The sequence below is a fragment of the Nocardia colli genome (genome assembly GCF_008704205.1).
Lineage (GTDB): Bacteria > Actinomycetota > Actinomycetes > Mycobacteriales > Mycobacteriaceae > Nocardia > Nocardia colli.
In genome coordinates this window covers 526,538-552,327 of the sequence record NZ_VXLC01000003.1, presented here as the reverse complement: position 1 = coordinate 552,327, position 25,790 = coordinate 526,538, and the positions used below count along the sequence as shown (strand labels likewise).

The 25,790-nt window shown below is 67.4% G+C and carries 23 protein-coding genes and 1 pseudogene; 10 read left to right on the top strand and 14 right to left on the bottom strand.

What is annotated here, in order from left to right:
• The first annotated feature begins 687 nt into the window (after positions 1 to 687).
• Together F3087_RS09275 and F3087_RS09270 are read left to right on the top strand one after the other, a co-directional pair.
• Positions 688 to 1,248: a copper chaperone PCu(A)C gene (locus F3087_RS09275; protein ID WP_150401430.1), complete on the top strand. Its 561-nt coding sequence runs from the start codon at positions 688 to 690 to the stop codon at positions 1,246 to 1,248.
• Positions 1,241 to 2,431 (top strand): Dyp-type peroxidase, encoded by a 1,191-nt coding sequence (locus F3087_RS09270; RefSeq protein ID WP_150401429.1) that lies wholly within the window; start codon positions 1,241 to 1,243, stop codon positions 2,429 to 2,431. Before F3087_RS09275 ends, F3087_RS09270 begins: the two co-directional genes overlap by 8 nt.
• A 53-nt stretch (positions 2,432 to 2,484) precedes the next feature.
• Here F3087_RS09270 and F3087_RS09265 read toward each other — a convergent pair whose 3' ends face one another.
• Positions 2,485 to 3,066 carry an HdeD family acid-resistance protein gene (locus F3087_RS09265; RefSeq protein WP_150401428.1) on the bottom strand — a complete coding sequence of 194 codons (582 nt, stop codon included), beginning with the start codon at positions 3,064 to 3,066 and terminating at the stop codon, positions 2,485 to 2,487.
• Positions 3,067 to 3,177: 111 nt separating this feature from the next.
• Entirely contained in the window at positions 3,178 to 3,630 is a 453-nt protein-coding gene (locus F3087_RS09260; RefSeq protein ID WP_150401427.1) for a VOC family protein, read from the bottom strand.
• Between the two features lie 160 nt (positions 3,631 to 3,790).
• Here F3087_RS09260 and F3087_RS09255 point away from each other — a divergent pair, with 160 nt between their 5' ends.
• Positions 3,791 to 4,777 carry a glycosyltransferase family 9 protein gene (locus F3087_RS09255; protein ID WP_150401426.1) on the top strand — a complete coding sequence of 329 codons (987 nt, stop codon included), beginning with the start codon at positions 3,791 to 3,793 and terminating at the stop codon, positions 4,775 to 4,777.
• A 407-nt stretch (positions 4,778 to 5,184) separates the two neighbouring features.
• Here F3087_RS09255 and F3087_RS09250 read toward each other — a convergent pair whose 3' ends face one another.
• The gene (locus F3087_RS09250) at positions 5,185 to 5,481 is read right to left on the bottom strand and encodes an ArsR/SmtB family transcription factor (RefSeq protein WP_223885019.1); all 297 of its coding nucleotides are present in this window, start codon (positions 5,479 to 5,481) and stop codon (positions 5,185 to 5,187) included.
• Positions 5,482 to 5,691: 210 nt separating this feature from the next.
• Here F3087_RS09250 and F3087_RS09245 point away from each other — a divergent pair, with 210 nt between their 5' ends.
• Positions 5,692 to 6,393: a M23 family metallopeptidase gene (locus F3087_RS09245; RefSeq protein WP_191093862.1), complete on the top strand. Its 702-nt coding sequence runs from the start codon at positions 5,692 to 5,694 to the stop codon at positions 6,391 to 6,393.
• Between the two features lie 187 nt (positions 6,394 to 6,580).
• Here F3087_RS09245 and F3087_RS09240 read toward each other — a convergent pair whose 3' ends face one another.
• From F3087_RS09240 to F3087_RS09230, 3 genes are all read right to left on the bottom strand, one after another.
• Entirely contained in the window at positions 6,581 to 8,845 is a 2,265-nt protein-coding gene (locus F3087_RS09240; RefSeq protein WP_150401424.1) for a molybdopterin-dependent oxidoreductase, read from the bottom strand.
• Positions 8,842 to 9,813, bottom strand: coding sequence for an enoyl-CoA hydratase/isomerase family protein (locus F3087_RS09235; protein WP_150401423.1), 972 nt, complete (start codon positions 9,811 to 9,813; stop codon positions 8,842 to 8,844). The genes F3087_RS09240 and F3087_RS09235 overlap by 4 nt, the downstream gene beginning before the upstream one ends.
• 284 nt (positions 9,814 to 10,097) lie before the next feature.
• The gene (locus F3087_RS09230; protein WP_223884941.1) at positions 10,098 to 10,715 is read right to left on the bottom strand and encodes a TetR/AcrR family transcriptional regulator; all 618 of its coding nucleotides are present in this window, start codon (positions 10,713 to 10,715) and stop codon (positions 10,098 to 10,100) included.
• Between the two features lie 169 nt (positions 10,716 to 10,884).
• Between F3087_RS09230 and F3087_RS09225 the strand changes: the two genes are divergently transcribed.
• Positions 10,885 to 11,283, top strand: coding sequence for a hypothetical protein (locus tag F3087_RS09225; RefSeq protein WP_150401422.1), 399 nt, complete (start codon positions 10,885 to 10,887; stop codon positions 11,281 to 11,283).
• Positions 11,284 to 11,341: 58 nt separating this feature from the next.
• On the opposite strand, the gene F3087_RS09220 is transcribed toward F3087_RS09225, so the two are convergent.
• On the bottom strand, positions 11,342 to 12,244 hold the full coding sequence (locus F3087_RS09220; protein ID WP_150401421.1) for an alpha/beta fold hydrolase: 903 nt from the start codon (positions 12,242 to 12,244) through the stop codon (positions 11,342 to 11,344).
• A gap of 125 nt (positions 12,245 to 12,369) precedes the next feature.
• On the opposite strand from F3087_RS09220, the gene F3087_RS09215 reads away from it, so the two are divergent.
• Complete coding sequence (locus F3087_RS09215; RefSeq protein WP_150401420.1) at positions 12,370 to 14,229, top strand: Na+/H+ antiporter; 1,860 nt, start codon at positions 12,370 to 12,372, stop codon at positions 14,227 to 14,229.
• A 3-nt stretch (positions 14,230 to 14,232) separates the two neighbouring features.
• Here the strand turns inward: F3087_RS09215 and F3087_RS09210 are convergent, their stop codons facing one another.
• Positions 14,233 to 14,781, bottom strand: coding sequence for a TetR/AcrR family transcriptional regulator (locus F3087_RS09210; RefSeq protein WP_150401419.1), 549 nt, complete (start codon positions 14,779 to 14,781; stop codon positions 14,233 to 14,235).
• A gap of 440 nt (positions 14,782 to 15,221) precedes the next feature.
• On the opposite strand from F3087_RS09210, the gene F3087_RS09205 reads away from it, so the two are divergent.
• The gene (locus F3087_RS09205) at positions 15,222 to 15,830 is read left to right on the top strand and encodes a TetR/AcrR family transcriptional regulator (protein ID WP_150401418.1); all 609 of its coding nucleotides are present in this window, start codon (positions 15,222 to 15,224) and stop codon (positions 15,828 to 15,830) included.
• Positions 15,831 to 15,876: 46 nt separating this feature from the next.
• Complete coding sequence (locus F3087_RS09200) at positions 15,877 to 16,542, top strand: enoyl-CoA hydratase-related protein (RefSeq protein WP_150401417.1); 666 nt, start codon at positions 15,877 to 15,879, stop codon at positions 16,540 to 16,542.
• A gap of 1 nt (position 16,543) precedes the next feature.
• Here F3087_RS09200 and F3087_RS09195 read toward each other — a convergent pair whose 3' ends face one another.
• Positions 16,544 to 17,704: an AI-2E family transporter gene (locus F3087_RS09195; protein WP_223885018.1), complete on the bottom strand. Its 1,161-nt coding sequence runs from the start codon at positions 17,702 to 17,704 to the stop codon at positions 16,544 to 16,546.
• 192 nt (positions 17,705 to 17,896) lie between these two features.
• Between F3087_RS09195 and F3087_RS09190 the strand changes: the two genes are divergently transcribed.
• Positions 17,897 to 18,679: a crotonase/enoyl-CoA hydratase family protein gene (locus F3087_RS09190; RefSeq protein ID WP_150401416.1), complete on the top strand. Its 783-nt coding sequence runs from the start codon at positions 17,897 to 17,899 to the stop codon at positions 18,677 to 18,679.
• A gap of 18 nt (positions 18,680 to 18,697) precedes the next feature.
• Here the strand turns inward: F3087_RS09190 and F3087_RS09185 are convergent, their stop codons facing one another.
• From F3087_RS09185 to F3087_RS09175, 3 genes are read right to left on the bottom strand one after another with little or no spacing between them, the layout of a single operon-like run.
• On the bottom strand, positions 18,698 to 19,399 hold the full coding sequence (locus tag F3087_RS09185) for a dienelactone hydrolase family protein (RefSeq protein WP_150401415.1): 702 nt from the start codon (positions 19,397 to 19,399) through the stop codon (positions 18,698 to 18,700).
• Between the two features lie 48 nt (positions 19,400 to 19,447).
• A complete protein-coding gene (locus F3087_RS09180) occupies positions 19,448 to 20,071 on the bottom strand; it encodes a TetR/AcrR family transcriptional regulator (protein WP_150401414.1) in 624 nt (207 codons plus the stop codon).
• A gap of 10 nt (positions 20,072 to 20,081) precedes the next feature.
• On the bottom strand, positions 20,082 to 22,130 hold the full coding sequence (locus tag F3087_RS09175; protein ID WP_223885017.1) for a copper-translocating P-type ATPase: 2,049 nt from the start codon (positions 22,128 to 22,130) through the stop codon (positions 20,082 to 20,084).
• A gap of 3 nt (positions 22,131 to 22,133) precedes the next feature.
• Here F3087_RS09175 and F3087_RS46495 point away from each other — a divergent pair, with 3 nt between their 5' ends.
• On the top strand, positions 22,134 to 22,952 hold the full coding sequence (locus tag F3087_RS46495; protein WP_223885028.1) for a hypothetical protein: 819 nt from the start codon (positions 22,134 to 22,136) through the stop codon (positions 22,950 to 22,952).
• Between the two features lie 81 nt (positions 22,953 to 23,033).
• On the opposite strand, the pseudogene F3087_RS09170 reads toward F3087_RS46495, so the two are convergent.
• Positions 23,034 to 23,318, bottom strand: a pseudogene (locus F3087_RS09170) (heavy-metal-associated domain-containing protein); the annotation flags it as partial.
• A 1,314-nt stretch (positions 23,319 to 24,632) separates the two neighbouring features.
• Entirely contained in the window at positions 24,633 to 25,685 is a 1,053-nt protein-coding gene (locus F3087_RS09165) for an MBL fold metallo-hydrolase (RefSeq protein ID WP_150401413.1), read from the bottom strand.
• Positions 25,686 to 25,790 lie beyond the last annotated feature (105 nt).

Below are 25,790 nucleotides of genomic sequence, written 5' to 3'. Positions count from 1 at the left end.
CGGCGCTTACCACCGGCAACGAGCGACCGGCAAGTTGCGCTGTCGCACAATGCATTCCGCGCGATACCGTGCAGCACTACAGCGAGCGGCCTACGTCGAAAGCCAAACTTGCTCTGCGTCCAATGCGCGACGTTGTTGAGCCGGCCGATGGCTGATCAAGTCTGCGGATAATTCATGGCGACAAGCGATTATCCGCGGCCACACCGATTGCGCTGCGCAGCTGTTGATTCGGGTATCGGGCCATCGTCACTCGATGGAGGGACGGGGTCGCCCCGAGTACCGACCTCGTAAGTGGATGATGCGGCGATTCGAGTACAGCTGAGCGAACACATAGGCGCAGCGGTCCAACCAGGGCAACTCGGGTCGACGGACACGCATGGAACCTTGCGCAGTACAGGGCGAGGTTCGTGCACCGCGCTTCCTTGACCGCTCGGCAACGGCAACTCGGCAAGCCTGCACGCAGGTGGGCGGCAAGCTGGCGCTCAGTCAATCAGCAAGCCGGTGGCGATTAATCCGGCAGCACGGCAGCAGGCGAACAACACCGCCGGTGTCGGACTCGGCTGCGCCGGCCGAGTTGCCTGTCGATCCGCGCACGCGTGAGCCAGGTTTGCGTCGACCGACTCCTCCCGCCGACGGCGGTGCGGAACTCGCACCGCGACAACACATTCCCCACGATCGGAGATCTTCATGTTCACTCTCACCAGCAACTCAGCACGCGGCCGCTCATCACGCCTTCTGCGCGGCGCTGCGGCGGCTTTGGCACTTCCACTGCTCCTTGTCGCCTGTTCGTCCAACGACAAAGCGGAGACTCGTGCCGCCGATTCGGTGACGATCAAAGACCAGTGGGTCAAGGCGGCCGACGGTGACATGTCGGCGGCGTTCGGTGAGCTGAACAACTCGAGCGACAAAGCACGCACGGTGGTGTCGGCTACGAGCCCGGCGTCGGGCCGGGTCGAACTGCACGAGGTGGTCGCGGACGCGGGCGGCACCAAGACGATGCGGCCCAAGGCAGGCGGGTTCGTGATTCCGGCGCACGGGAAGGCGGAGTTGCGGCCGGGCGGCGATCACATCATGTTCATGGGGCTCACCGGTCCGTTGCGGACCGGGACGGAAACTCCGGTCACGCTGACCTTCGACGACGGGTCGACGACCACGTTCACCGCCCAGGTGCGCGATTTCTCGGGCAACCAGGAGAATTACGCGCCCGATCACGCGAGCGGTGCGCAGGCGCCGGCCCACGGTGGCTGAGACCAGCCCGGGACGGCTCAATCGACGGCGCCTGCTCGGGGGCGGCGCCGTCGCGGCGGGGGCGGCCGGGATCGGTTGGGGCGCTGGCGTACTCGCGCATCGTGAGGATGTACCTCGGCCGGCGATCGAACCGTTCTACGGCACACACCAATCCGGGATCGCCACGGACCCGCAGTCCCAAGCGGCCTTCGTCGCGTTCGATCTGAAACCGGGTGTCGCCAAGGAGGATCTCGTCGGCATCCTGAAGATCTGGACCGGCGACGCCGCCCGTCTCACCCAGGGCCACCCGGCCTTGGCCGACACGGAACCCGAACTGGCGCAACGCCCGGCCCGGCTCACCATCACGGTTGGCTTCGGCCCCAAGGTGTTCACCGTCTCTGGTCTCGAACACCGGCGTCCGTCCTGGCTTCGACCGCTGCCGCCGTTCGCCATCGATCGACTCGAATCCGCTTGGAGCGACGGCGATCTGCTGCTACAAGTCTGCGCGGACGAGGCGACCACGGTGTCGCACGCGGTCCGCGTGCTGTGCCGGAGCGTGTCCTCACTGGTCAGCGTCCGCTGGGTGCAACGCGGCTTCCGCAACGCCGAACCCGGCCGCACCCCACGCAACCTGATGGGCCAAGTCGACGGCACCGTAAACATCACCCCCGGAACCGATTTCGATCGACTCGTATGGGACGACGGCACCATCCAACCCTGGCTCGCGGGCGGAACCTCCTGCGTCCTACGCCGAATCACGATGACCCTCGACACCTGGGACGAAATCGACCAGGAGGGAAGGGAGCTCACAGTCGGCCGCACCGTCGCCAACGGCGCCCCACTGACCGGCAGCAAGGAATTCGACGAACCGGATTTCGCGGCCGTCGACGAGAACGGCATCCCGGTCATCCCGCCGTCCTCGCACATCGCCCGCGCGCACCACACGCACGACGGCGAACGGTTCCTGCGCCGCGGCTACAACTACGACGATGCCCCCGCACCGGGCCAGATCTCGAATTCGGGCCTGCTCTTCGCCGCCTACCAGCGCGACGTGGACGCCCAATTCCTGCCGGTCCAACAGCGACTCGCGGAGTTCGACGCCCTCAACGTGTGGACCACTCCGGTGGGCTCATCGGTGTTCGTCATCCCGCCGGGCGTGCCGTCGCCGGGCGGCTACCTCGGGCAAACGCTGTTCGACATATAACGCGGCGGCCGCCACGCCGATTCGACGTGGCGGCCGCGGGCCGGGTGATTCCGTCAGATACCGGTGTGGATCGCCTTGGCGTCCTTGCGAATTCCGAACGCCAGGATGACCTCCATGATGCCGAGCACGATCAACCAGACACCGACCACGATCGCCAGGGTCGCCACCGAGGTCAGCGGCCAGGCGATCAACACGATGCCCGCGATCACGGTGATCACGCCGAAGAACACGGCCAGCCAGCGCCCGGGCACGGCCGGCTCGGACACCGCGATCACCACCGCGGAGACCCCGCGGAACAGCCAGCCGATGCCGATCCAGATCGCCAGCAGCAGAATCGAAGTCAGCTCGTCGCGGAAGCAGAAGACACCGATCGCGATGGACAGCACACCGCTGATGAAGGCCAGCACCCGCATCCCGGTGCTGGCCGGTGCGCCGAACGCGGCCATCAGTTGCAGGAAACCGCTGACCACCAGATAGATACCGAACAGGACGCCCGCCGCCAGCAGAGTCACGCCGGGCCAGGCCAGAATGATCACACCGAGGATCACCGAAAGTAAACCGGTGACCAGAACGGTTTGCCACGCACTGCGGGCAAGAGACTGCAAAGGACCCTCGAGCACGCTGTTTGTCGTCATAATTTGATGTTATGCCTTGCCAGTAGGGTTTCCTGGACATTTGCCCACGCAACTCGCAAGTCCAGTGGGCTTACCCATCGAATTATCCGCCGGTACGGCGGCGACGTCCGGCTAAACGCCCGATTCGCCAACCGCGGGCCCGCCTGAATTCGCCGCTGCGGGCGCCACGATGTTCACCATCCAGGTGATGCCGTGCCGGTCCTGGCACAGGCCGAACTCGTCGCCCCACATCTGCCGTTCCAACGGCACCGACACCGTGCCCGCCTCCGCCAGCCGGTCCCAGTAGCCGTGCAGTTCGGCCGCGTCCTCACCGCTGAGGCTGATCGAAATGCTGCTTCCTGGTTTGTATTCCATGCCGGGCGGGGTGTCTGCGGCCATCAAAGTGAAGCCGCTCGGGGTCTCCAGGATGCCGTGCATGACCAGGTCCGCGCCGGGGGCGTCGGCATCGCTGAATTCGCTGAACGTACTGATGGTCAGGGTGCCGCCGAACACGTCTCGATAGAACTCCAGAGCTGCGCGGGCCGTGTCGCCGAAACTGAGGTACGGGTTGAGCCGGGAGGTCATGTCACGAGGTTAGTGCGCCAACGCACACCGGGCGATCGCTAGCGGGGTTTATCGACGGTTTGGCCCGGGTAGTCATCCCTAAGTGACTCTCGTCGTGTACGCCCATGGGGTGAAACGGGTGGGTCGGAAATCGTGAGTCCCGGGTGGCTAGGAGAAGAGGGTGGCGGTTGTACTCGTGCTGCAGGCACGGGGCCTTGGCGATCTACTGACCGGGGTCCCGGCGCTTCGTGCGCTGCGCCGTGCCAAGCCGCACGATCACATCGTGCTCGCCGCACCGCACCGGCTCAAGCCGATCGTCGACCTGATCGCGTCGGTGGACGCGATGATCCCGACCGCCGAAATCGGTGGCCTCCGCTGGGACGCGCCCGGTCCGCAACTCGCCGTCAATCTGCACGGGCCGAGCACCGAAAGCATTGTGCAGCTGGAGAAGACGAATCCGGGCCGGATCCTCAGCTACCGCAATCCGGCGTTTCCCGAGCTGTCCGGGCCGGAGTGGCAGACGGACATGCACGATGTGGACCGCTGGTGCCATCTGCTCGAATCCGACGGGATCGTCGCGGATCGGCGCAACCTCGGCCTGGTGCCGCCGGTGTCGACCACCAGTCATCGCGACTGTGTAGTCGTGCATGTCGGCGCGGGTGCGCCGGCTCGGCGCTGGCCGCCCGATCGGTTCGCCGCGGTCGTCCGGCATCTGCTGGTGCTCGGTCGCGAGGTGGTGCTGACCGGGAACGAATACGAGCGTGAGATCGCGCTGAACATCGCGGCCCGCGCGGGTCTGCCGATCGGCCGGGTCCTCGCCGGCGAACAGAACCTGATCGAACTGGCCGCCACCATCGCCGAGGCCGGTCTGGTGATCAGCGGCGACACCGGCGTCGCCCATCTCGCCACCGCGTTCGGCACCCGCACCGTCCTCATCTTCGGCCCGACACCGCCGCGCTGGGGTGGACCGCCCCCGCACCTGCTCAACCGGCACGCCGTCCTCTGGGCCGGCCAACTCGGCGACCCCGACGCCGACACCACCGACCCCGGCCTGCTCCGCATCGGCGTCACCGAGGTGATCGCCGCCGTCGACAAGCAGATCGACAAGCGAAACTGGCCCGGCACCGGCACCCAATCCCGCCGCACCCCCTACCGCCGCGTCGGCTGACGGTCCCACCCACCGTCAGCCTCGCTGCGCGACAACCACATCCACGACGCTTCACCTGGCCGAGCTCCTGCTCGACCGGGTCGACCGACTGCAATCAGCACCTCGAGCGTCCCCGGCATTCAGCTCACCCCAAATGCGCCACCGTTCAGCTCACCAACGGGACATCACCGAGCCAAATCGCTGGTGCGCCCTCAGCGATGTCCCGTTTCACCACGCCACACGCCGCTAACGGGGCATCCCTGAGGCAAAACGCGAGTACGCCCTCATCATGTCCCGCTGATCACGCCGCCGGTCGTGGGCGGCGCAACCAACAGGACGCCGCCGAGCTGAATCGCGAGTGCGCGCTCAGCAGAGTCCCGTTCACCAGCAGCGGGGCGTGGAATGACCAGTGGGAGAGGTGGTTTCGGTTAGAGGGCGGCGTCGGTGCGGGCGGTTTGGAGGGCGGCGGCGTAGGCGGCTAGGGCGCTGGGCCAGAACTGGTCGAGGTAGTCGCGGGCGTCGCCTAGGCCGCGGGGGTCGAGGGAGTAGAGGCGGCGGTTGCCGTCGGGGCGCATCATCACGAGGCGGGCCTCGCGCAGGACGCGTAGGTGCTGGGAGACGGCGGAGCTGGTTATGCCGGTGAGTTCGGCCAGTTCACCGACCGCGCGCGGGGCTTGCGGGAGCGCCTCGAAGATGGCGCGGCGGGTTGGGTCGGACAGCGCCATGAGGGCGCGGACTCCGTTAGTGGCCACTGAAATAGTGTGATCACCGAGCGACCATTTGGTCAACTCGGCGCAATTCGGAATTTCCCCAGGTGAACACGCGACGAGTGCACTTGCGTTACACAGTTGTAATACTTGAACTGGGCTTTCGCACCACTGTGACGGTAACCACACGATTGCGAAACCCGCATGAGCCTCCCGTACGTTCGTTCCATGCCCGTGACCGTTCCGTTATATTCTCGTCGGGGCGCGACCCGGACTCGACGCCACCGTGCCGCCACCCGCGCGGTGGCCGTGTCCGCCGTCGTCAGCGCCTCGCTCGGTGTCCTCGCCGCCGCCGACCAGCACCCGACCTCCGGCCAAATGACCACCGGAAAGCTCGCCTCCGCCGACGCCGACGTGGCCACGCAGGCGATGTTCACCGCCTTCACCCCGCGCGAAGCGCAGATGCCGCAGACCGTGCCGGACAACGTCGTGTGGGAGCAGCACCGCCTCGCCGTCGAAGCCGCCCGGCCCAAGACGGTTCGCCCCATCGCGGGCATCCTGACCTCCACCTTCGGCGTGCGCTGGGGCGCACTGCACGCGGGCCTGGACCTGGCCGACCCGATCGGCACGCCGATCGCCGCGGTCACCGACGGCGTCGTGATCGAGGCCGGCCCGGCCAGCGGCTTCGGCATGTGGGTGCGGGTGCAGCAGGACGACGGCACCATCGGCATCTACGGCCACGTCAACGACATCCTGGCCACCGTCGGCCAGCAGGTCCGCGCGGGCGACATCATCGCCACCGTCGGCAACCGCGGCTTCTCCACCGGCCCGCACCTGCACTACGAAATCCACCTGCCCAGCGGCGAGCCGATCGACCCGCTCCCCTGGCTCGCCACCCGCGGCATCGACGTTCAGGGCAACGCGCACTAATCCGGTGCGCTTCGCGAGTCGATGAGGGGCTCGCGAACGACGCCCTCGCGCGAACACCCCGGTCGCGACCGTGTCAATGGAGACACGGTCGCGGCCGGGGTGTTCGATGTCGCGGTTCACTCCGGTTCGAATCGCCTACGGATTCTCTCGGCACGACAACCATTGTGCGGCAACATGAGTCGCGGTCTCAGACCTCCTCGAGTCGCTCGATGCGGGCCGGAACGTGTTTGTGCCATGGGGTGCCGGCGAAGGCGTCGCGCCAGGTGACGTCGGTCAGCTCGTTGGCGGCAACGCCGGTGCGCTGGGTGCCGTCGCCGTCCGGGAGGTCCAGGCCGAGACCGTTGGGCAGTGACGCGTGGCCCGGTTGCATACGGTCGTTGATTTCCACGGACGAGACGGCGGTGCCGCGGCTGGTGGTGATGCGGGCTCGGTCGCCGGTGGTGAGGCCGAGGTCAGCGGCGTCGTCCGGGTTGAGGCGCAGGGAACCGTTCGGGTCGCGATGCCGCCAGGTGTTGTCGCGGAAGATTGTGTTGGCGGTGAACGCGCGGCGCTCTCCTGCCGCGAGGACGAACGGGAATTCGGCACTGGTGTGGGTGGCTGGTGTAGTAGCGAGGTCGCGCAGCGCGTGCAGTAAGTCCGGTATTGCCAAGGGGATTCGTTTGTCGGGATACGGCAGGTAGTCCCACGCGTCGGCGTAGTCGTCGATGGTGAAGGTGACCCCGGAGCGGCCCGCGAGGATCGCGTCGAAGAGCGCGTCCGCGCTGCGGTGCCCGGCCCGGCGCATCGCGGCCGGATAGACCTTGGCGACGCGTTGGGCGAGTCCCCACAGCACCGCGGCGGAGCGGGCGTTGTCCGGCAGGGTCGGGCCGAGCGTCTCGTACAGCACGTACGGCGCGAGGCCGGCGAGCGACTTATCCGTGGCCAGCAGGGCGGCGAACGTCCATTTGTACGGGCCGCGACCGAGTTTCGCCGCCGCCCGCAGCACGGCGAGTTTGCCGCGACCGACCGCGCCGAGCCGGCGCAACAGCCTGGCGTAGATCTCCGGCTCGGCCAGCGTGCCCGGCAACGGATCGAGAACGGGTGCACGCAGGTGAAAGGTGTTGTGCGGGAACTCGAGATTGAAGAAGGTGGCTTCCCACTTCTCGAATTGGCTTGCGGCGGGCAGCACATAATCCGCGCACCTGGCCGTCTCGGTGAAGGCCACGTCGAGCACAACGACCAGGTCGAGCGCGTCGAGCGTCTGCCGGAACTTGGCCGAATCGGCGAGTGAGTGTGCCGGATTGGATGATTCGACGATCATCGCCCGGAAGCGGTCGGGATGGTCGGTGAGGATTTCCTCCGCGATCGAGTTGCACGGCACCATGCCGCCCAGGATCGGCGCACCGGTCACCGGCGTGCGTTTGATATCGCGGCTGTATCCGGCCAGCGGCGCCATCCACGAATGCGGGTGCATGGCACCGGGTTTGGCGAAGTTTCCGGTGAGCAGCCAGAGCAGCTTGTTCAGATAGGAGATGAGCGTGCTGTTGGGGCTCTGCTGCACGCCGAGGTCTTCATAGGTGGCGACACTGCCCGCGGTCCCGATGCGCCGCGCCGCAGCGCGCACCAAATCCTCTGGGACACCGCAGATCTCTGCGTAGGCGGTGATATCGATGCCGGACAGTTCGCGCAGCACGGCAGCGGAGTCGGTGGTGTGCTCGGCGAGGAAGGCATGGTCGATCAGGTCGTCCTGCACCAGGACGCCGAGGATCGCGGACAGGCACCAGGCGTCGGTGCCGGGGCGCAGTTGCAGGTGGAAGTCGGCGAGGTCGGCGGTTTCGGTGCGCACCGGGTCGAGCACGATCATGCTGCGCGCGGAATCCTTGGCGATCTGCTGCAATACCGTGCGGGCGCGCGGGACGCCGTGCGACTGCCAGGGGTTCTTGCCGAGGAACACCGACACCTCGGCGTGCTCGAAGTCGCCGGTGGTGTGGCTGCCGGTGAGATGCCCGTCGACCCAGCCTTCGCCGGTCTTCTCCTGGGCCAAGGCGCTGGATCGGTAGCGCGCGCCGACGGCTCGACGCAGGGCTCCGCTGTATGCGCCGCCGAGGTGGTTGCCCTGTCCCCCGCCGCCATAGTAGAAGATCTTGTCACCGCCGTGTCGCCGCTGCACCTCGGTCAGGCGCGTGGCGATCTCGGAAATCGCGGTGTCCCAATCGATCTCGGTGAAACTACCGTCGCTTTCGCGGCGCAGCGGGGTGGTCAGCCGGGCGCCACCGTTCTGATAGTGGTCCAGGCGCAGCGCCTTGTTGCAGGTGTACCCGGCGGAGGCGACGTGCTCCTTGTCGCCGCGGATCTTGGCGAAGCGGCGATCATCGAGCTGGATCAGCAGGCCGCAGTTGTTCTCGCACAGGATGCAGGCGGTCTTGTGCCATTCCCCCTGCGCGGTCTCCGCACCGGCCGGCGCCGCGTTCATTCGCTGACCTGGTCGACGCGGGTGCCATCGAGCCAGGGCTTCAAGTTGCTGAGGAACGGGGTGTCGCCGAAGCGTTCGAGATCCTCGAAGAAAGCTTTCGTGGTGCGGGTGGCCGCCGGGGTGGTGCCCGCGGAGATGAACCCGGCCTGTTCACGATCGAGGCCGCGGGACAATGACTTGTCGGTGCCGAAGTAGATGGCGCGCTTGGCTTCTTGGACGACGACCGGGTTGCGGGTAGCCAATCGTGCTGCGGTCGCTTGGGTTTCGGCAAGGAGCTGATCTTCCGGAAGCAGCCGATGGACCAGACCCAGTCGGTAACCTTCCTGCGCGGACAGCGGCGCTCCTTCGAGAGTCACCTCAATCGCCTTGGCCGCACCCAGCAGTCGGGACAGGCGCTGAGTTCCGCCACCGCCCGGGATCAGGTTCGCCAGCGTCTCGATCTGACCGAGTTTGACGTGGTCTGCGTCGGCGGCATAGCGCAGGTCGCAGGACAGCGCGATCTCATGACCGCCGCCGAGCGCGGGACCGTTGATCGCCGCCAGGTACACGGCCCCGGACCGGTTCATCCGCAACGTGGTCTTCTTCCACCGATGCCCCCACACCAGTCCCGCGCCGAGCCCGCCACCGAAACGTTGCGCGAGGCGGGTCGCACCGGGCAACCGCATCGCCAGATCGCCGAACCGCAGGAACGGCGCCGCGACCCGCGCCGGAATGAAGGGATGCGGCAATTCGATCATCCCGGTGAGCGCGCTCGGGTCCGCGTGGGTGAGGAACCGGCCGGGCAGCCCGCCAGTCAGTACAACCGCGCCGACGGTGTCGTCGGCGTCGACCGCAGCGGTCAGCACATCCAGATCGCGAACGAACTCAGGCGTGGCGAAGTTCAGCGGCGGCGCGACGACCCGTGCCGTGAGCACCCGACCGTCCTGGACCAGGTCAATCGTCTCCAGTTGGAGATCGGCGACGGACATCAGCGGCTCCTTCGATGCACAGGGCAACGGTGGGTTCACGAGAATGTTTCGGTGCAAACCCGATTCACACGAACCCGTACCTGATTATGGTGTCCACCATAATAGGTGTGTCAAGAGGTACCACCCACCTGCGCGACCGGGGATGCCTGCTGCCATCGAGGCCGCCTAGTGACAATCGCCGCGTCACCCAGCGGCCCTTCACCGCGCGCCTCGCACGGCCGACCGCAGCCCTTCTCATCCATAGACCTGGACCGCCGTACCCATTGACGGCAGACCGAAAGCGGTCAGTTCCGGGTAACGGCGGGAATCAGGCCGCGGAGTTCACCGACCACGTCGTCGAGCGGAGTGATATCGCGCTGAGCTCGGCACAGGGCGATCGCGCCCTCGAACGCCGCGACCGTGAGCGTGGCGAGACTGTGGGCGCGAGTCTCGGAAACGCCGTCGCGGACAAGCATGTCGGCGAGGGCACGTTCCCAGCGGAGGAAAACGTCGGCGGCGGCGCGCGCGAATTCCGGTGCGTCGTCGTTGGTTTCGACCGCAACGGCGAACACCGGACAACCCGCGCGGAAATCGCTGTCCACCAATGTGTGTCGCCACATCGCCGCGAACTGATCGAGCGCGGTCACCGGGTCGTTGTCCCGCGCCAGCTTCTCGATGAGCTCGGACATGATGCCGCCCGCCATGACGACCGCGTCGTTGATCAGCTCGGTGCGCCCGCCGGGAAAGTGGTGATACACCGACCCCCGTGGCGCTCCGGTAGTACTGAGCACCCGATCCACACTCGTGGCGCTGGCCCCGTGCACCCGCATCGACTCGACCGCCCCCTCGATCATCCGCCGTCGCGCGTCACCCGCGCGTGGCCGTACAGAACCTTCGCTACGCGCTCGGCGTGTGCCTGCCATACCGCCATGTTATGGCATATGCCATAAAGGCGGCGCGAGCCGGGCCTGCCCCGACCTCGCCGCGGCGGGGCAGGTCACGTCGGCTCATTCGCGATATTCCACCGATCACCGCCGGTAGCCCGTTCACGACGGGCGCACGAGTGCGGGAGCGCGGTGGTTCAATCACCCGATGCGTGGTGACGAGATCATCGGTCAGTGGAGTGCGGAGGCCGGATATCACAGCTCGATGGAGGATGAGCAGTTCGTCTTCTGGGACGATGGCGTGGGGTTGGTGGAGTACGCGCGGCCGGACGCGGGCGAGTGTGTGCTGTTCCGCTGGGCGCGGACGGCGATTCGGCGGGTGCGGCTCGAACCGTATCGGCGCGACGGCGGCGAGGCTTCCGATGCTGTGCCCGAGGTAGTCGAGATCGGCTATCGGATCGCGCGGGAGCAGCGGCCGTTGATCGGCGAGACGCTGCCGGTGCTGTACCTGCCTGCTCCGTTCGCGGCGATTCCGGACAGCGGATACGGGCTGATCACCCGCGAACCGGCGGTGTACTTCACGAAAAAGCGGCGGGCGAATTCGTGAGCGGATCACGAGCTCGGCCCGGAACCGGCGCGTTGCCGAAGCGGGCCGAGCGGCGTGATCAGGTGGTGCGGTGGGCGACCCGGGTCGCGTGGAAGTCGAGGAAGGCCGCGAGGGTCTCGTCGGATGCTTCCACCTGCGGGTAATGGCCGACCTTCGGCAGTTCCACCACGTCGGGATTCGGGATCAGCTCGCGATAGCGGCGGACCATGTGCGCGCCGGAGACCGGATCGAGCGAACCGTCGATCAGGCGCACCGGAACCTGAGCGTCACGCAACGCCCCGACCCACCGTTCGCGATGTTTCCGTCGTTCGCTCATGTAGCGAATCAGCTTGTGGCCGTTGCGTTTACCGCGTTTGCCACACCATAGCGTCCAGAACTGATCCAACTCCTCCCTGGTCGGTTTGGTATCGGGCCCGAACACCCCGGACAGTCCCGCGTTGAACGCACTCTCCGTCGCCAGCAGACTGAACAACGGCCCGAGCGGACTGGCCAGCAGCCGCTGCAACAGCCGAGGCCGATGCGTCTCCGGGAACAATCCCCCGTTGAGCAGGCACACCGACTCGATCACCAGCGACTCGTCACCGGCCGCCCTTCGTTCGGCATCGCGCGCCAGCAACTCCTGAGTGACGGTGTCGCCATAGTCGTGCGCCAGGATGTGAACCCGGTCGATCCCCTGCTCCCGCAGCAGATCCTCGTGAATATCCGCCTGATCCGCGATGGAGTACAGGTAATTACGCGGCTTCGCCGACCAGCCGAATCCGATCATGTCCGGCGCGAGCACCCGGGCAAACTGTCCGCACAGCCCGGGCCAGACCCGATGCCAGTCCCAGGACGCGGTCGGGAAACCGTGGATGCAGACCAGTGTGCCATCGGCGCCACCGCCGTCGTCGCGATAGAAGATCTGGTGGCCGCGGTGGGTGAACCGCCGGCCGTTCGCCCGCCAGGACGCAAACTCCTCCATGCCTACCTCCTTGTCGCCGACAAGCATGGACCCTGAACCCCGCTCACACAGGAAATCCGTCGACGCCGGACGTGTCATCTACCGCGCGGCGAGTTGCCGTCGGTGCGCTCTGCGAGAATGCGACGGTGCATGTCGCGATCGGCCTTGTGGTTCTTGTTGCTTCGGCGGCAGCGCTGGCGGCGCTGGCCCGCCGCCTCGGAGTGTCCGAACCGCTCGTGCTGACCCTGGCCGGTGTCGCTGCCTCTTATCTGCCGTTCGTGCCGGAGATTCATCCCGATCCGGAGATCATCTTGCTCGGGTTGTTGCCGCCGCTGTTGTATACGGCGGCGATCCGGACTTCGCTGGTGGATTTCCGGGCCAATCTCCGCACCATCGCGTCACTGTCGGTGGGGTTGGTGCTGTTCAGCACGTTCGCGGTGGCGACCGTGGTGTGGTTGCTGCTGCCGGTGCCGTTCGCGGTCGCGGTCGCGCTGGGCGCGGTGGTGGCGCCGCCGGACGCGGTGGCGGCGACGGCGGTAGCCAGGCGGATCGGCATGCCGCGGCAGATCGTGACGATCCTCGAGGACGAGTCGCTGTTCAACGACGCGACCGCACTGGTGGCGTTGCGCACCGCGATCGCCGCGTCGGCAGGGACCGTGTCGGTGTGGCAGGCGGGCGGCGACTTCCTGCTCGCCGCGGGTGGCGGGGCCGCGGTCGGTGTCGTGGTGGCGTATCTGCTTGCGCTGCTTCGTCGCCGGATCACCGATCCGGTACTGGATACGACGCTGTCGTTCCTCGCGCCGTTCGCGGCGTACCTGCCCGCCGAAGGGATCCACGCGTCCGGGGTGATCGCGGTGGTGACCTGCGGCATGATCCTCGGGCACGGCGCACCGGTGTGGCAGAGCGCGGCGTCGCGGATCGCGGAGCGCACCAATTGGCGCACCATCCAGTTCATTCTGGAGAGTTCGGTGTTCGTGATCATCGGGTTGCAGGTGCGCGCGATTCTCGAGGGCGCCTGGAGCAGCGGGCTCGATCACGGGACCTTGGTGGTGGCGGCGATCGGGGTGCTGCTCGCGACGATGCTGGCGCGTCCGTTGTGGATCTTCCCGTGGTCGTTGCTGATTCGCCGGCTCGGGCGGCATACCGGCGGGGTGCCGATCAGGCATTCGGTGGTGGTTTCGTGGGCGGGTATGCGCGGTGTGGTCACCCTCGCCGCCGTGCTGCTGTTGCCCGAAGACACTCCGCAGCTGCCGGTACTGAAACTTCTCGCACTGGTCGTCGTCGCGGGAACACTGCTGCTGCAAGGCACTTCGCTGCCCTGGCTGGTCCGGCTGATGCACCTGCGTGGACCGAGCCGCGCGGAGAACGCCCTCCAGAAGGCAAACCTGCTCCAGCAAGCCACCACTGCGGGCCTGGCCGAACTCGACAAGTGGATCACCCCGCAAACGCCTGCGTCGGTGGTCGATTCGTTGCGCGACCGGGTCACCTGGAAGACCAACGCCGCGTGGGAACGCCTCGGCCGCTCCGAATCCGAACTCGCCACTCCGACTGCCGAATACCGGCGGCTCCGGCTGGAGATGCTGCGGGCCGAGCGGGAAACAGTTCTGCGCGTGCGCGATTCCGGCGGCGCCGACTACGAGATCTTGCAATACGTGCTGTCCCGGCTCGATCTCGAGGAATCGATGATCGATCGATACGACGAGACCGAGGAAGAGCCGCTAGAGCCGCTGGCCGCGCCTCGGGCGGGCGACACGTGCGCCCACTTGGAGAACGCTCCCCTGGTCGTGGATCCGGCCGGACCGGATGTCTGCGCCGAATGCCTCGACGAGGGTCTGACCTGGGTTCATCTGCGAATGTGCTTGTCCTGCAAGCACATCGCCTGCTGCGACTCCTCGATCGGCAATCACGCGACCAAGCACTACGGCAGCACCGGGCACCCGGTCATGCGCAGCGTCGAGCCCGGCGAGGCGTGGCGCTGGTGCTATGTGGACGAACTGCTGGGCTGAGCGTCAGCGGCGCGCGTGCGAATAGATCAGGCGCGCGTATTCGTTGAGCAGCTTGTCCAGGGAGAGATCTTCGCCGCCGGCGGCGATTTGCTGGTAGCCGATCAACATGGCCATGCCGAGCGAGGTGACCACCGCGGAGGTGTCGTCATCGCCGACCACGCCCTTGATCGCCTTGTGCACTGTGCGCCTGCGGGATTCGTCGACCCGCTTGAGCGCCAGGTTCACCGATTCGTCGTTCGCCGCCCAGGCGCGGATCGCGGCCTCGGCGGCGTGATGCAGGCCGGACGCGAGGTCGGACATGGCGCGGATGTCGTCGTCGGGGTTGCCCTGATTGAACTTCAGCGTGCGCAGGATCAGCACCTGCCGGTTCTCCCAGTGCTCCAGCAATACGTCGACAAAACCCTGCCAACTGCCGAAATGGTGATAGAACGAGCCGCTGGTAACTCCGAGCCGGCGGCACAGCACACCGATGTTGAGCCCCTTGAAACCCAGTTCGGCGAGCACCTCCAGAGCCGTGTCGAAGTACTGCTCCTTTGTGACCACACGTGACATGCCGGGCGCCGTTCTGTTCGTTCGGGCAGGGGTGGGAGGACCGAACAGTACCCCATTGTCTCGTCGGCTCGTACGAGGATAGCCAAGCCGCCGCACCCTGCTTTCGAGGACCTCCAGTACCTGTTACCGTGCGAAATACGTAGTGCGCGTACGGAATCGAAGGCATTTGGACTACGCGCTCTCCGCTCCGAGAGCTAGCCAGGAGTACGCCGGAAAGTCCACAGCAAACCGGCCGCCGATCACCCACCGAGAACGCACCCGACGCGCATGAAATGTGCAGCCGCGCATGACATGTGCAGCCGCGCCCGGAATTGCCCGCAATCTCGGGCGCAGCGAGAGGAAGAGTGCGCGGGGTGGGTGCGCCGGATCGCAGACACGGCTGCCGCGCCGCGCGAGGTCGCCGGTACATAGCAGAGCGGATGCTCTGTTATTGTGGTCGCATGCCTCGCCCACGGACTCACGACCCCGACATCGTGCTCGATGCCGCGGAGTCGCTGGCCGTGGTCTCCGGTCCGGCCTCGGTCACGACCCGTGCCGTCGCGGCGGCGACCGGGGTGTCCAACGGGGCGATCTATCACACCTTCGGGTCGCGGGCGGAGCTGCTCGGCCGCACCTGGTTGCGGGCCGCGCATCGGTTTCTGGCGTTGCAGTCCGCGCTGGTAGACGGTGCGCTGAACGGGCCGGACAAGCAGGACGGGGTCGAGGCGGTGGTCGCCGCGGCCGAAGCGCCCGTCACGTTCGCCGAGAAGTTCCCGACCTCCTCACGGCTGTTGCTCACCATCGAGCGCGACGAACTGCTCGGCGAGGTACCGGACAACATCGCGACCGAACTCGCGGACACCGACAAGGTGCTGGTGGACTTGATGATCCGGCTGTCTCGGCACCTGTGGGATCGTGGCGACCGCCGCGCGGTCGACGTCCTCAACCTGTGCCTCGTCGACCTGCCCACCGCGATCCTGTTGCGCCGCAACCGCTTCACCAATCCCCTGGCCCCCGAACAACTCCGCGCCGCAGTCCGGGCCGTCCTCGCGCTCGGCCCGCCGCCCTGACGACTCACCCGTTCCCGAAATCCCCACTCACGAACCGAGGAAACTCATGCCGAACCTGACCTACCACGACAAGATCGCCGTCCTCGACCTCGGCGACGACGAAAACCGTTTCTCCCCAGCCTTTCTCGACGCGGTGAACGCCCACCTCGACACCGTCGTCGCCGACGGCGCGCAGGGCCTCGTCACCACCGCGAGCGGCAAGTTCTTCTCCAACGGCCTCGACCTCGACTGGTTCGGCGCGAACCCCGAACGCGGCCCGTGGTACGTCGGCGAGGTGCAGCACATCTTCGCGCGCGTGCTCACTCTGCCTGTCCCCACGGTCGCCGCCCTGCCCGGTCACGCGTTCGGCGCGGGCGCGATGCTCGCCATCGCGCACGACTACCGCGTCATGCGCGCCGATCGCGGCTACTTCTGCTTCCCCGAGGTCGACATCCGCATCCCGTTCACCGAGGGCATGGCCGCGCTCATCCAGGCCAAGCTGACCCCGAAGACCGCGGTCGCTTCGATGACCACCGGCCGCCGCTTCGGCGGAACCGACGCGCTGGCCGTCGATATCGTCGACGCCACCGCTGCCGAGGGCGCGGTCACCGACGCCGCGCTCGCCATCCTCGCCCCGCTCGGCGGCAAGGATCCCGGCACCCTCGGCGCGATCAAGAACACCATGTTCGCCGGTGCTCTCGCCGCGCTCGCGGCGGCCCGGCAGACCGACTGACCTACTCCGGTGCGGGCCGGACCTCGTCGTCCGACTCCGGTGGCGCGGCGGTGACCACATCGATCTGCTCGCCGATGTAGCGGACCACCACCGCGACCACCGCCACCACCGGAACGGCGAGGAACGCGCCGACGATGCCGTACAGCGAGCCGCCCGCGGTGACCGCCAGCAGCACCAGCACCGCGTGCAGCTTCATGCTGCGGCTCTGCAGAACCGGTTGCAGCACATTGCCTTCCAGCTGCTGCACGGCGACGATGATGGCGAGCACGATCAGCGCGGTGGTGAACCCGTTGCCGACCAGCGCGACGAGCACCGCCAGCGCGCCGGCCACGAACGCGCCGACCATCGGCACGAACCCGCCGATGAACGTGATCACCGCGAGCACCAGCGCCAACGGAACCCCGAGGATCACCAGCCCGGCCCCGATGAATACCGCGTCGATCAGACTGACCAGCGCCTGGGTCCGGATGAACCCGCCGAGGGTGGCCCAGATCCGGTCCAGCACCTCCTCGACGTGCCGGCCGCTGCGGCTGCCGAGCACGGCGTGCAGCCAGGGCAGCAGGCGCGGCCCGTCCTTGACGAAGAAGAAGCTCAGCACGAGCACCAGGAACAGGGTGATGAGCACCGACGTCGCCGTCGACACTCCGGAGAACACCCCGCCCGCGATCTGCGCGGCGCTCGATTGCAGCCTCGACACGATCGCGTCGACCGCGGAGTTGAGCTGCTCGTCGCGAATCCGCAACGGCGGCCCCTGCATCCAGTCACGCACCTGATTCACACCCGCGGTGGACTTGTCCGCGAGGTCCGGCGCCTGGTCCACCACCGACGGCACGATCAGCGCGATGACACCGGCCAGCGCGCCGATGAACGCAACCATCGTGATGCTCGCCGCCAGCGCCGGGCGCAGGCCGTGTTTCGTGAGCCAGCGGGTCGGCGGCCACAGCACGGTCGCGACCACGATCGCCAGCGCGACCGGCAGGATCACCACCCACAGCTTCGCGAGCAGATACAGCAGCACCCACGAGCCGGCCGCGATCGCGACGATGCACAGCGACCATTTCGCCAGCCAGATGATCCCGGACCCGATCACGTCCCCGCGATCCGGCACCGCGTGGCTACCGCCGCCCGGCTTCGCCGCAGACTTGCCGCTGTCCTGCTGAATGTCTTCGCTCGGCCCACTCACGCGCCAAGTCTTGCACGGGGTCACCGCCGGAACCGGTCATTACGGGCCGCGCGGCGCGGTAGCTGTGGTCACATCCGCGGGATCGCCTACCGCGCCCGCTGACCGGGATGTCGCGGTGCGACGCGGCGGCGTCCCGGTAGGTTCGAAAGAACTTCTGAAGGAGGGCCCACTTTGACCGCCGCAGCCACGCTGGAACGCAAGGGGCACATCGCCGTCATCACCCTGAATCGCCCCGAGGCGATGAACGCGGTGAACGCCGCGTTGTCGAGCGCGGTGGGCGCCGCGCTGGCCGAGCTGGCCACCGATCCGCTGCTGCGGGTCGGGGTGATCACCGGAGCGGGGCGTGCCTTCTGCGCCGGCGCCGATCTCAAGGAATTGGCTCGAGGCAACGTGATTCACGATCCGGAGCATCCGGAGTACGGATTCGCCGGGCTGGTACAGCATTTCGTCGACAAACCACTCATCGCGGCGGTCAACGGGTTCGCGCTCGGCGGTGGCACCGAGATCGTGCTGGCCAGCGATCTCGCGGTGATGAGTGAAGATGCCTCGCTCGGCTTGCCCGAGGTGACGCGCGGATTGGTCGCTGCGGCAGGCGGATTGCTGCGGCTGCCGCGTGCGGTTCCGCCGAAGATCGCGCTGGAGATGGCGTTGACCGGCAAGCCGATCGATGCCGCGAGCGCCGCGCACTGGGGGTTGGTCAATCGGGTGGTGCCCGCCGACCAAGTGTTGCCCGTCGCGCTCGAACTGGCCGAGACCATCGCCGCCAACGCACCGCTGTCCGTGCGCGCGTCGAAGCGAATCATGCACCGCGTCAACGATTTCGGCTCGGACTGGGATACGCCGATTTGGCAGATGAGTCTCGAAGAAGCCGGCCCGGTGTTCATCAGCAAGGATGCGCTCGAAGGGCCGCGCGCGTTCGCTGAGAAGCGGGCTCCGCAGTGGCGCGGTGAGTAGTCACTGCGCGATCGGTATCTACTTTTCGGCTCCGGTCAGGTGCGTGTCGAAGAAGCTGAAGATGCGCTGCCAGGCGTCGCGGGAGGCGTCCTCGTTATAGCCGAGGCCGGTGACGCGCAGCAGCGGGTCGACCGGGGTCACGTTGGCGAAAGCGTGGGTGACCTTCGGGTAGACCTTGATGTCGTGTTCGACGCCGAGTTCGGTCAGCGCTTCGTCGAGTTTGCGGGGCGCGCCGATCAGGATCGGGTCGCGCTGGGCGTAGCTGGCCACGACGGGGCAGGCGCCGTCGAGCACGGCGCGGTAGTCGCCGTAGAGCGACGGATAGAACGGCGCGGACGCGTCGAAACCCTTCGGCGCGACCAGCAGCGCGAACCCGCCGCCCATGCAGAAGCCGATCACGGCGGTGCGGCCGTTGCAGTCGGGTTCGGCGACGAGCCGGTCGCGGGCGGCCAGCACATCGCGCACCGGCGGACCGTCGCCGGTGAAGGCCAGCGCCCGGAAGATCGCCCGGATGCAGCGCACCCGCCCACGCGAGAACAGATTCGGCGCGATCGTCAGATACCCGTAATCGGCGAGCATCCCGACGGTTCGCCGCAAGTCCGCACTGAACCCCACACCATCGTGGATCACCACCACCCCGGGCCACGGGCCCTCCCCGGACGGCCGCGCCAGGACTGCCTCGAGCCGGCCATCGGGTGCGGTGAGCTCAATCGTCTTCATGCCCACCGAATCTAGGTCAGTGTCTCAGACATGTACAGCACTATCCGGTCAACGCGGGGCGATCACGGCCAGCATGCCGCGGGCGAACTGCTCGTAGCGGGCGATGGTGAACTGTTCGGGATCGAGGAGCAGTTGGTGCCCGGCCCGCTCGCCCGCGGCCAGCAGGGACATGGCCAGCAGTTCCAGATCCAGATCGGCGAGGCCAGAGCGGCGGTCGCGACCCCATTCGAGCAGGGCGCGCAACTGATCGAGGGCGAATTGCCGCGCGGCCTCGGATCGTTCGCGGACCTGGCTCGGTGCGTCGGCGGCGGGCAGTAGCAGCAGGCGCCACGAGTCCGGGTTCGCGGTGACGGCGGTGAGCAGGTTTGTCATCGCCGCGATGAGGATGTCGTCGAAGGCGCCGTCCTCGGTGAAGACCGGCATCGCCTCGGCAAGCGTCGCCAGCGCCCGCTGTCCTTCGCGGTCGAAGAGGGCGAGCAGCAGCGGTTCCACGCCCGGATAGGCCGCGTAGACACGAGGTTTGGCCAACTCGGCCTCGCGCGAGACCGCCTCCATCGTGACCGCCGCATACCCGTGGCCGGTGACCAGCCGCAGGGTCGCGTCGAGCACCTGCTCGCGCCGCACCTCGAGCTGCATCCGCGGCTGCCGGGGGCGTTTGACGGGCTGACTCACCGAACTCACACTAGTCGCCGGTCGGAGTCCGGCCGGGCAGGCGGAGGCGTTTGAGCGACACCGCGTTCAGGGCGACGATGATGCTCGAACCCGACATCGACATGGCGGCGATCTCCGGGCGCAGGGTGAAGCCGAACGCCGGCACGAACACACCCGCGGCGACGGGCAGCGCGATGGTGTTGTAGCCGACGGCCCAGGCCAGGTTCTGATGCATCTTGCGCAGGGTGCCGCGGCCGATGCGCAGGGCGGTGGGGACGTCGAGCGGATCCGAGCGCATCAGGACGAGGTCGGCGGTTTCGATGGCGACGTCGGTGCCCGCGCCGATCGCGATGCCCAGATCGGCGCCGGCCAGCGCGGGTGCGTCGTTGACGCCGTCGCCGACCATCGCGACCTTACGGCCATCGCGTTGCAGCTCAGCGATTTTCGCGGCCTTGTCGCCGGGCAGCACCTCCGCGATCACGGTGTCGATGCCGAGGTCGGCGGCGATGCGTTCGGCGGTGGCGCGGTTGTCGCCGGTCAGCATGACCACCTCGATGCCGAGATTGTGCAGCTCGGCGACGGCGGCGGCGGAGGTGTCGCGCGGGGCGTCGGCCAGGGCGATCGCGGCGGCGGCGGTGCCGTCGATCGCGGCGAGGACCGCGGTGTGGCCCGAGTCGGCGAGCCGATCGCGTTGCGCGGCAAGCGGTCCGAGGTCGATGTGCTCGCGTTCGAACAGGCGGCGGTTGCCGACCACGACGCGATGGCCGTCGACCTCGGCGATCGCGCCGTGGCCGGGGATGTTCTCGAACTCGGCGGCGGACAAGGTTGCGCTGCCGAGGGTTTCGGCATGGCGGACGATCGCGGCGGCCAGCGGGTGTTCGGATTCGCGTTCGACGGCGGCGACCAGGCGCAGGACCTCGTCGGCCGAATGTCCTTCGGCGGTAACCACATCGGTGACTTCCGGTTCGCCCTTGGTGAGGGTGCCGGTCTTGTCCATCACCACGGTTTGGATGCGGGCCGCGGCTTCCAAGGCGAGCGCATTCTTGAACAGCACACCGCGTTTCGCGCCGAGGCCGGTGCCGACCATGATCGCGGTGGGGGTGGCGAGGCCGAGGGCGTCGGGGCAGGTGACCACGACGACGGTGATGGCGAACAGCATCGCCTTGGCGAACGAGGCGCCGACCAGCAGCCACACCGCGAACGTCAGTGCGCCGCCGAACAATGCGACCAGCACCAGCCAGAAGGCCGCGCGGTCGGCCAGCTTCTGGCCCGGGGCCTTCGAATTCTGTGCCTGCTGAACGAGTTCCACGATCTGCGCCAGCGCGGTGTCCGCGCCGACCTTGGTCGCGCGAATCCGCAACGTGCCGTTGGTGTTCAGCGAGGCGCCGATGACCGTCGAGCCCGGCTCCTTGTGCACCGGCATGCTCTCGCCGGTCACCATCGACTCATCGACCTCACTGTCCCCCTCCGCCACCACACCGTCAACCGCGATCTTCGCGCCCGGCCGCACCAGCAGCAGGTCACCGACCACCACCTCCGCGGTGGGCACCTCGACCGGCGCGCCGTCGCGGATCACCTCCGCCTTGGGCGGCGCCAAATCCAGCAGCGCGCGAATAGCATCATTGGCCCCGCCGCGCGCCCGCATCTCGAACCAATGCCCGAGCAGCACAAAGGTCGCCAGCATCGTCGAGGCCTCATAGAACACCTCGCCCCCACCGGTCAGCGTGATCGCCAGCGAATACAACCACCCCGCCCCGATCCCCACCGCGACCAGCACCATCATGTCCAACGTGCGCGCCCGCAACGCCGCCACCGCACCGGTGAAGAAGATCGCCGACGAGTAGAACACCACCGGCAAACTCAAAACCAACGCCCAAATGTCCTGCCGCATCCCGAACGGCACAGGCAGATGCAACCCGAACATGTCGGTAGCCATTGGCGACCAGAGCATCACCAAGACTGCGAATACTGCGGCTACGACGAATCGATTGCGCATGTCGGCGGCCATGTCCTCCATGGACATTCCGGCGTGTCCTGCGTGGCCTGCGTGGCCCGCGTGTGCGTCGTGGCCAGCTTGCATGTCGTGACCGGCATGCGAGTCATGACCGTCCTGCATGTCATGACCAGCCTGCATGTCAGGACCGGCCTGCATGGCGTGGACGGCATGGACGTCGTGATCGGCATGAACGTCGCGCTCGTCATGGCCGGCTTGCACGTCGTGCCCCGCGTGCACGCCATGGCCGGCATCGCCGACTTGCTCGTCGTAATCGCCGTGCTCGCCATGGCCGGTCTGCATGTCCCGGGCAGCATCCACATCATTCCCGGCGTGCGCACCATGACGGGCCTGCGCATCGTGGCCGACGAGTTCGCCATGGCCCGCGTGCGCTGCACAATCGGCCTGCGCGTCACTCGCGAGGCCTGTATCCGACGCGACGCGCCCACCGTCCGTGCCCGGTCTGCCGTGGCCGCCGTGATTCGCGGAGACGAACTCCGTCGCGCGCAACTCATCGTCGGCGTGCGCGCCAGATCCCGATTCGGCGACTATCCCACCCGCAGCATCCTCGGCATGATCGGACGGACTGTCGCGATCAGTGTGCGCCACAACATGTTCGGTGTCGGCGGTCGACGCCTTGCGCTCAGCGCCACGCGCGCCGAAAGCACTGTCGGATCCGCTCTGGACAGCCGTCGCGCTTGCTTCGGAATGCGCGCCATGGGAATTCCGACTTCCGGCAACACTCCGGCGGGCGAATGCGACCTCTGTGCCGTGACCAGGGTGATCGACAAGGTCGGCGGGCTCCGAACGAATTGCAGCCGAGTCCGTGTCGTGCGCGGTCGTTGTCACAGGCGAGGTGGCGGGAGTGCCACGTGCGGCGTCAGCTGCCACGGCGTTATCGGAGGCTAGCGCGTGACTGTCGGAGTGCGGCTCGACCAGCGGATCGCAGATGTGGCTGGGCACCGAACGGCCGGCGCAGTGGTAACCGCAGTCGCGGATCCAACCGGCTAGTTCGGCGACCGAGGTGCGGGTGGGGTCGTACGCGATCGTGGCGGTCTGCGCGGTCGGGTTGGCGGCGACATCGAGCACGCCAGGCCGGCGGCGAAGTACGGCGGTGACGACATTGGCTTGGCTGGCCCAGTGGACGCCGCGCACATCGAGGACGACGGTGCGGCGGGTCGGGTTGCGCTGCTGGTCGTGGTTCACGTACCTCACTCCTCGTTCGGAAAGCTCAGCTCGATCGAATCGAAGCACTCCATCGGCAAGATCGACCATATACCCCTACGGGGTAGGTGTCTAACCCGAATCGCCCACGCCGAAGCGCAAAACCAATCGCCGCGCACCTGCGGTCGACCCCATGGCAGACATCACCAGTCAGCCCACGACCTACGGCAACTAGATCCAGACCACCCCGAACCCGCCAAGCAGACCATCACCGAGCACTCACTCAAATCAGGCGCAACAATGTCCCACTCGACACGCAACTGGCGCGTGCCGTTCGTCGAGCGGGACATGATCGAGCACTCACTCGCGATTCTGTGCAACCAAGTCCCACTCGGCCGGCGACCGGAGGGCGCGCACTCGGCGCACGGGACATCACGGCGGGCTCAACCGTGTTGCGGCGCAACCATGTTCCGATCAGCGATGGGTAGGACCAGCGGCAGACGAGAACTCGGCGAGCATGGGGCACACTGTGGGACGTCACGTGACCATCAGCAACCCGCCAAGCGGGATCACGCTGAGCCATCTACTCGCACGGATGGACGGCTTCTCGCCGCACACCGACCGCCCGAAGTTGCCACGAGTGGCACATCACGACGGACCCGTCTCGACGTTGCCGCCACCATCTGCCACTCGCCGCCAACTCACAGCATGGTCGGCGGACCGCTGGCCCCCAGGTCGACAAGCACCCGGCACACCATAGCGATCCTTTCTAAACACTTGCCGCAGTCCATGTACCACTCATCGAGTCGCCGCCCGGTCCGCCCGTCCCCGCGCGGCAAGCCCTTCGAGCGGGACATCACGGAGCATCCACTCGTGATTCGGTGCAACCATGTCCCGTTCGACACGCAAATGGAAGTCAAGACTCATCGAGCGGGACATCACGGCCGACCCACTCCGGTTCCGACACCGCCATGCCCCACGCGGCAGGCAAGGTGGAGGTCGCGGCCCATCGAAGGGGACATCACGGTGGGCTCACTCGCACTTCGGCGCAAGCATGCCCCACTCGGCGTGCAAGAGAACGTGGCGAGTCATCGAGCGGGACGTGGTGGCGGGCTCATCCGCGATTCGGCGCGATCATGTCCCGTTCGGCACGTAGCCGGCCAGGTGTTCCTTGGCGAGCGGGACGCGGCGGAGGGGTAACTAACGATTGGCGCAACCATGTCCCGGTCCGGGGCGCGATCGGGCGGGTGGCATTGGCGAGCGGGATACGGCGGAGGGGTCGCCCGCGATTTGGCGCGGGCGTGTTCGGCTCGGCCACGGATTGGCGCGGGCATGTCCGCTCGGCGGAGTCGTGGTGGCGGGTGGTGCAGGTTTGCAGTGGGTGCAGCTGCGCGGGAGGTGTTGGTGCGGAGCGGGATTCGTAGGTTAGAGGGGGAAGGTCAGGCGGTCGGGGCGGATGTAGTCGGTGGGGTCGTGGAGGGAGCGGAGTTCGGGGCGGTTAGGGATGCGGGTTAGTTCGGATTGGAGGGGTGGGTCGTAGTTGGCGGCGCCTGCGGTGATGCCGGGGAGCCAGTTGTCGTGGTGGGTGGGGACGAAGAGGGTGGGGGTGAGGGCTTCGATGTAGCGGCGGGGGTCGCGGAGGCCGTTGGTGATTTGGTTGAAGCCTTGGATGGCGCCGATTTGGAGGTCGGTTTTCGGGAGGTCCGCGAAGATGTCGAAGACGTGGGGGGCCTTCTCGGTCAGGGGGCCGGTGGAGTCGTGCCAGACCAGGGAGAAGCCGGGGACGCGGAATTGGTAGAGGAGGGAGCCGCCCTCGGGGTCGTTCAGGCGCGGGACGTTTTGCAGGATGCCGGCCAGGCTCGGCGGATGCTGGACGAGGGCGCAGAGTTCCGGCATCGGGAAGAACGGGGATGAACCGCCAGGACGTTCGGGGGCGGTGGGGGCGGAGTGCACGTGGCGGATGGCGGTTACCTCGAGGGGGCCGACGGTGAAGTCGTGCCGCTCCCCCGGTTGCGAGTTCGCGTCGCCGAGGGCGACGGTCCGGAATGCCGGATCGCTCACCTGCGCACGGATACTCACGCCGTGATCGGCGGTTCCATAAACCACGGCACCGGAGGCCTGCGCGATCCGCCCGGCGTCACCGGCGTGATCGAAATGGCCGTGTCCGATGAAGATCGCCTCGGGCGCGAGGTCGGCGAGATCCTGTGGCGTGGCGGGCACATATCCGGTGCTGGTGAGCCGAGGCACCCAAGCGTCCAGCAGGAACACCGACCCGCCCATGGCCATCGCGTACGTCGCGCATCCGACCCACGCCAGCACCACTCGATCCGCCCGAACCGCACCGGTTTTCGCGTCGACGGTATCGGCTCCGAAGAATCGCTGCCGAGCGGCCACGGTCTGCGGCGCGGCAGGATCGGCCGACGCGGTCAATCGCCCCGCCGCCAGCAAGACCCCGGCACCGAGCGCTCCGCCCAGCATCGTCCGCCGCCCGATCAAGCCCCGCCCAGGAATGTTGCACACCGCAGTACCACATCACGGAACGCCACCCCCGGCAAGCATTTCCGCCGATCCAGGGATGCGGGC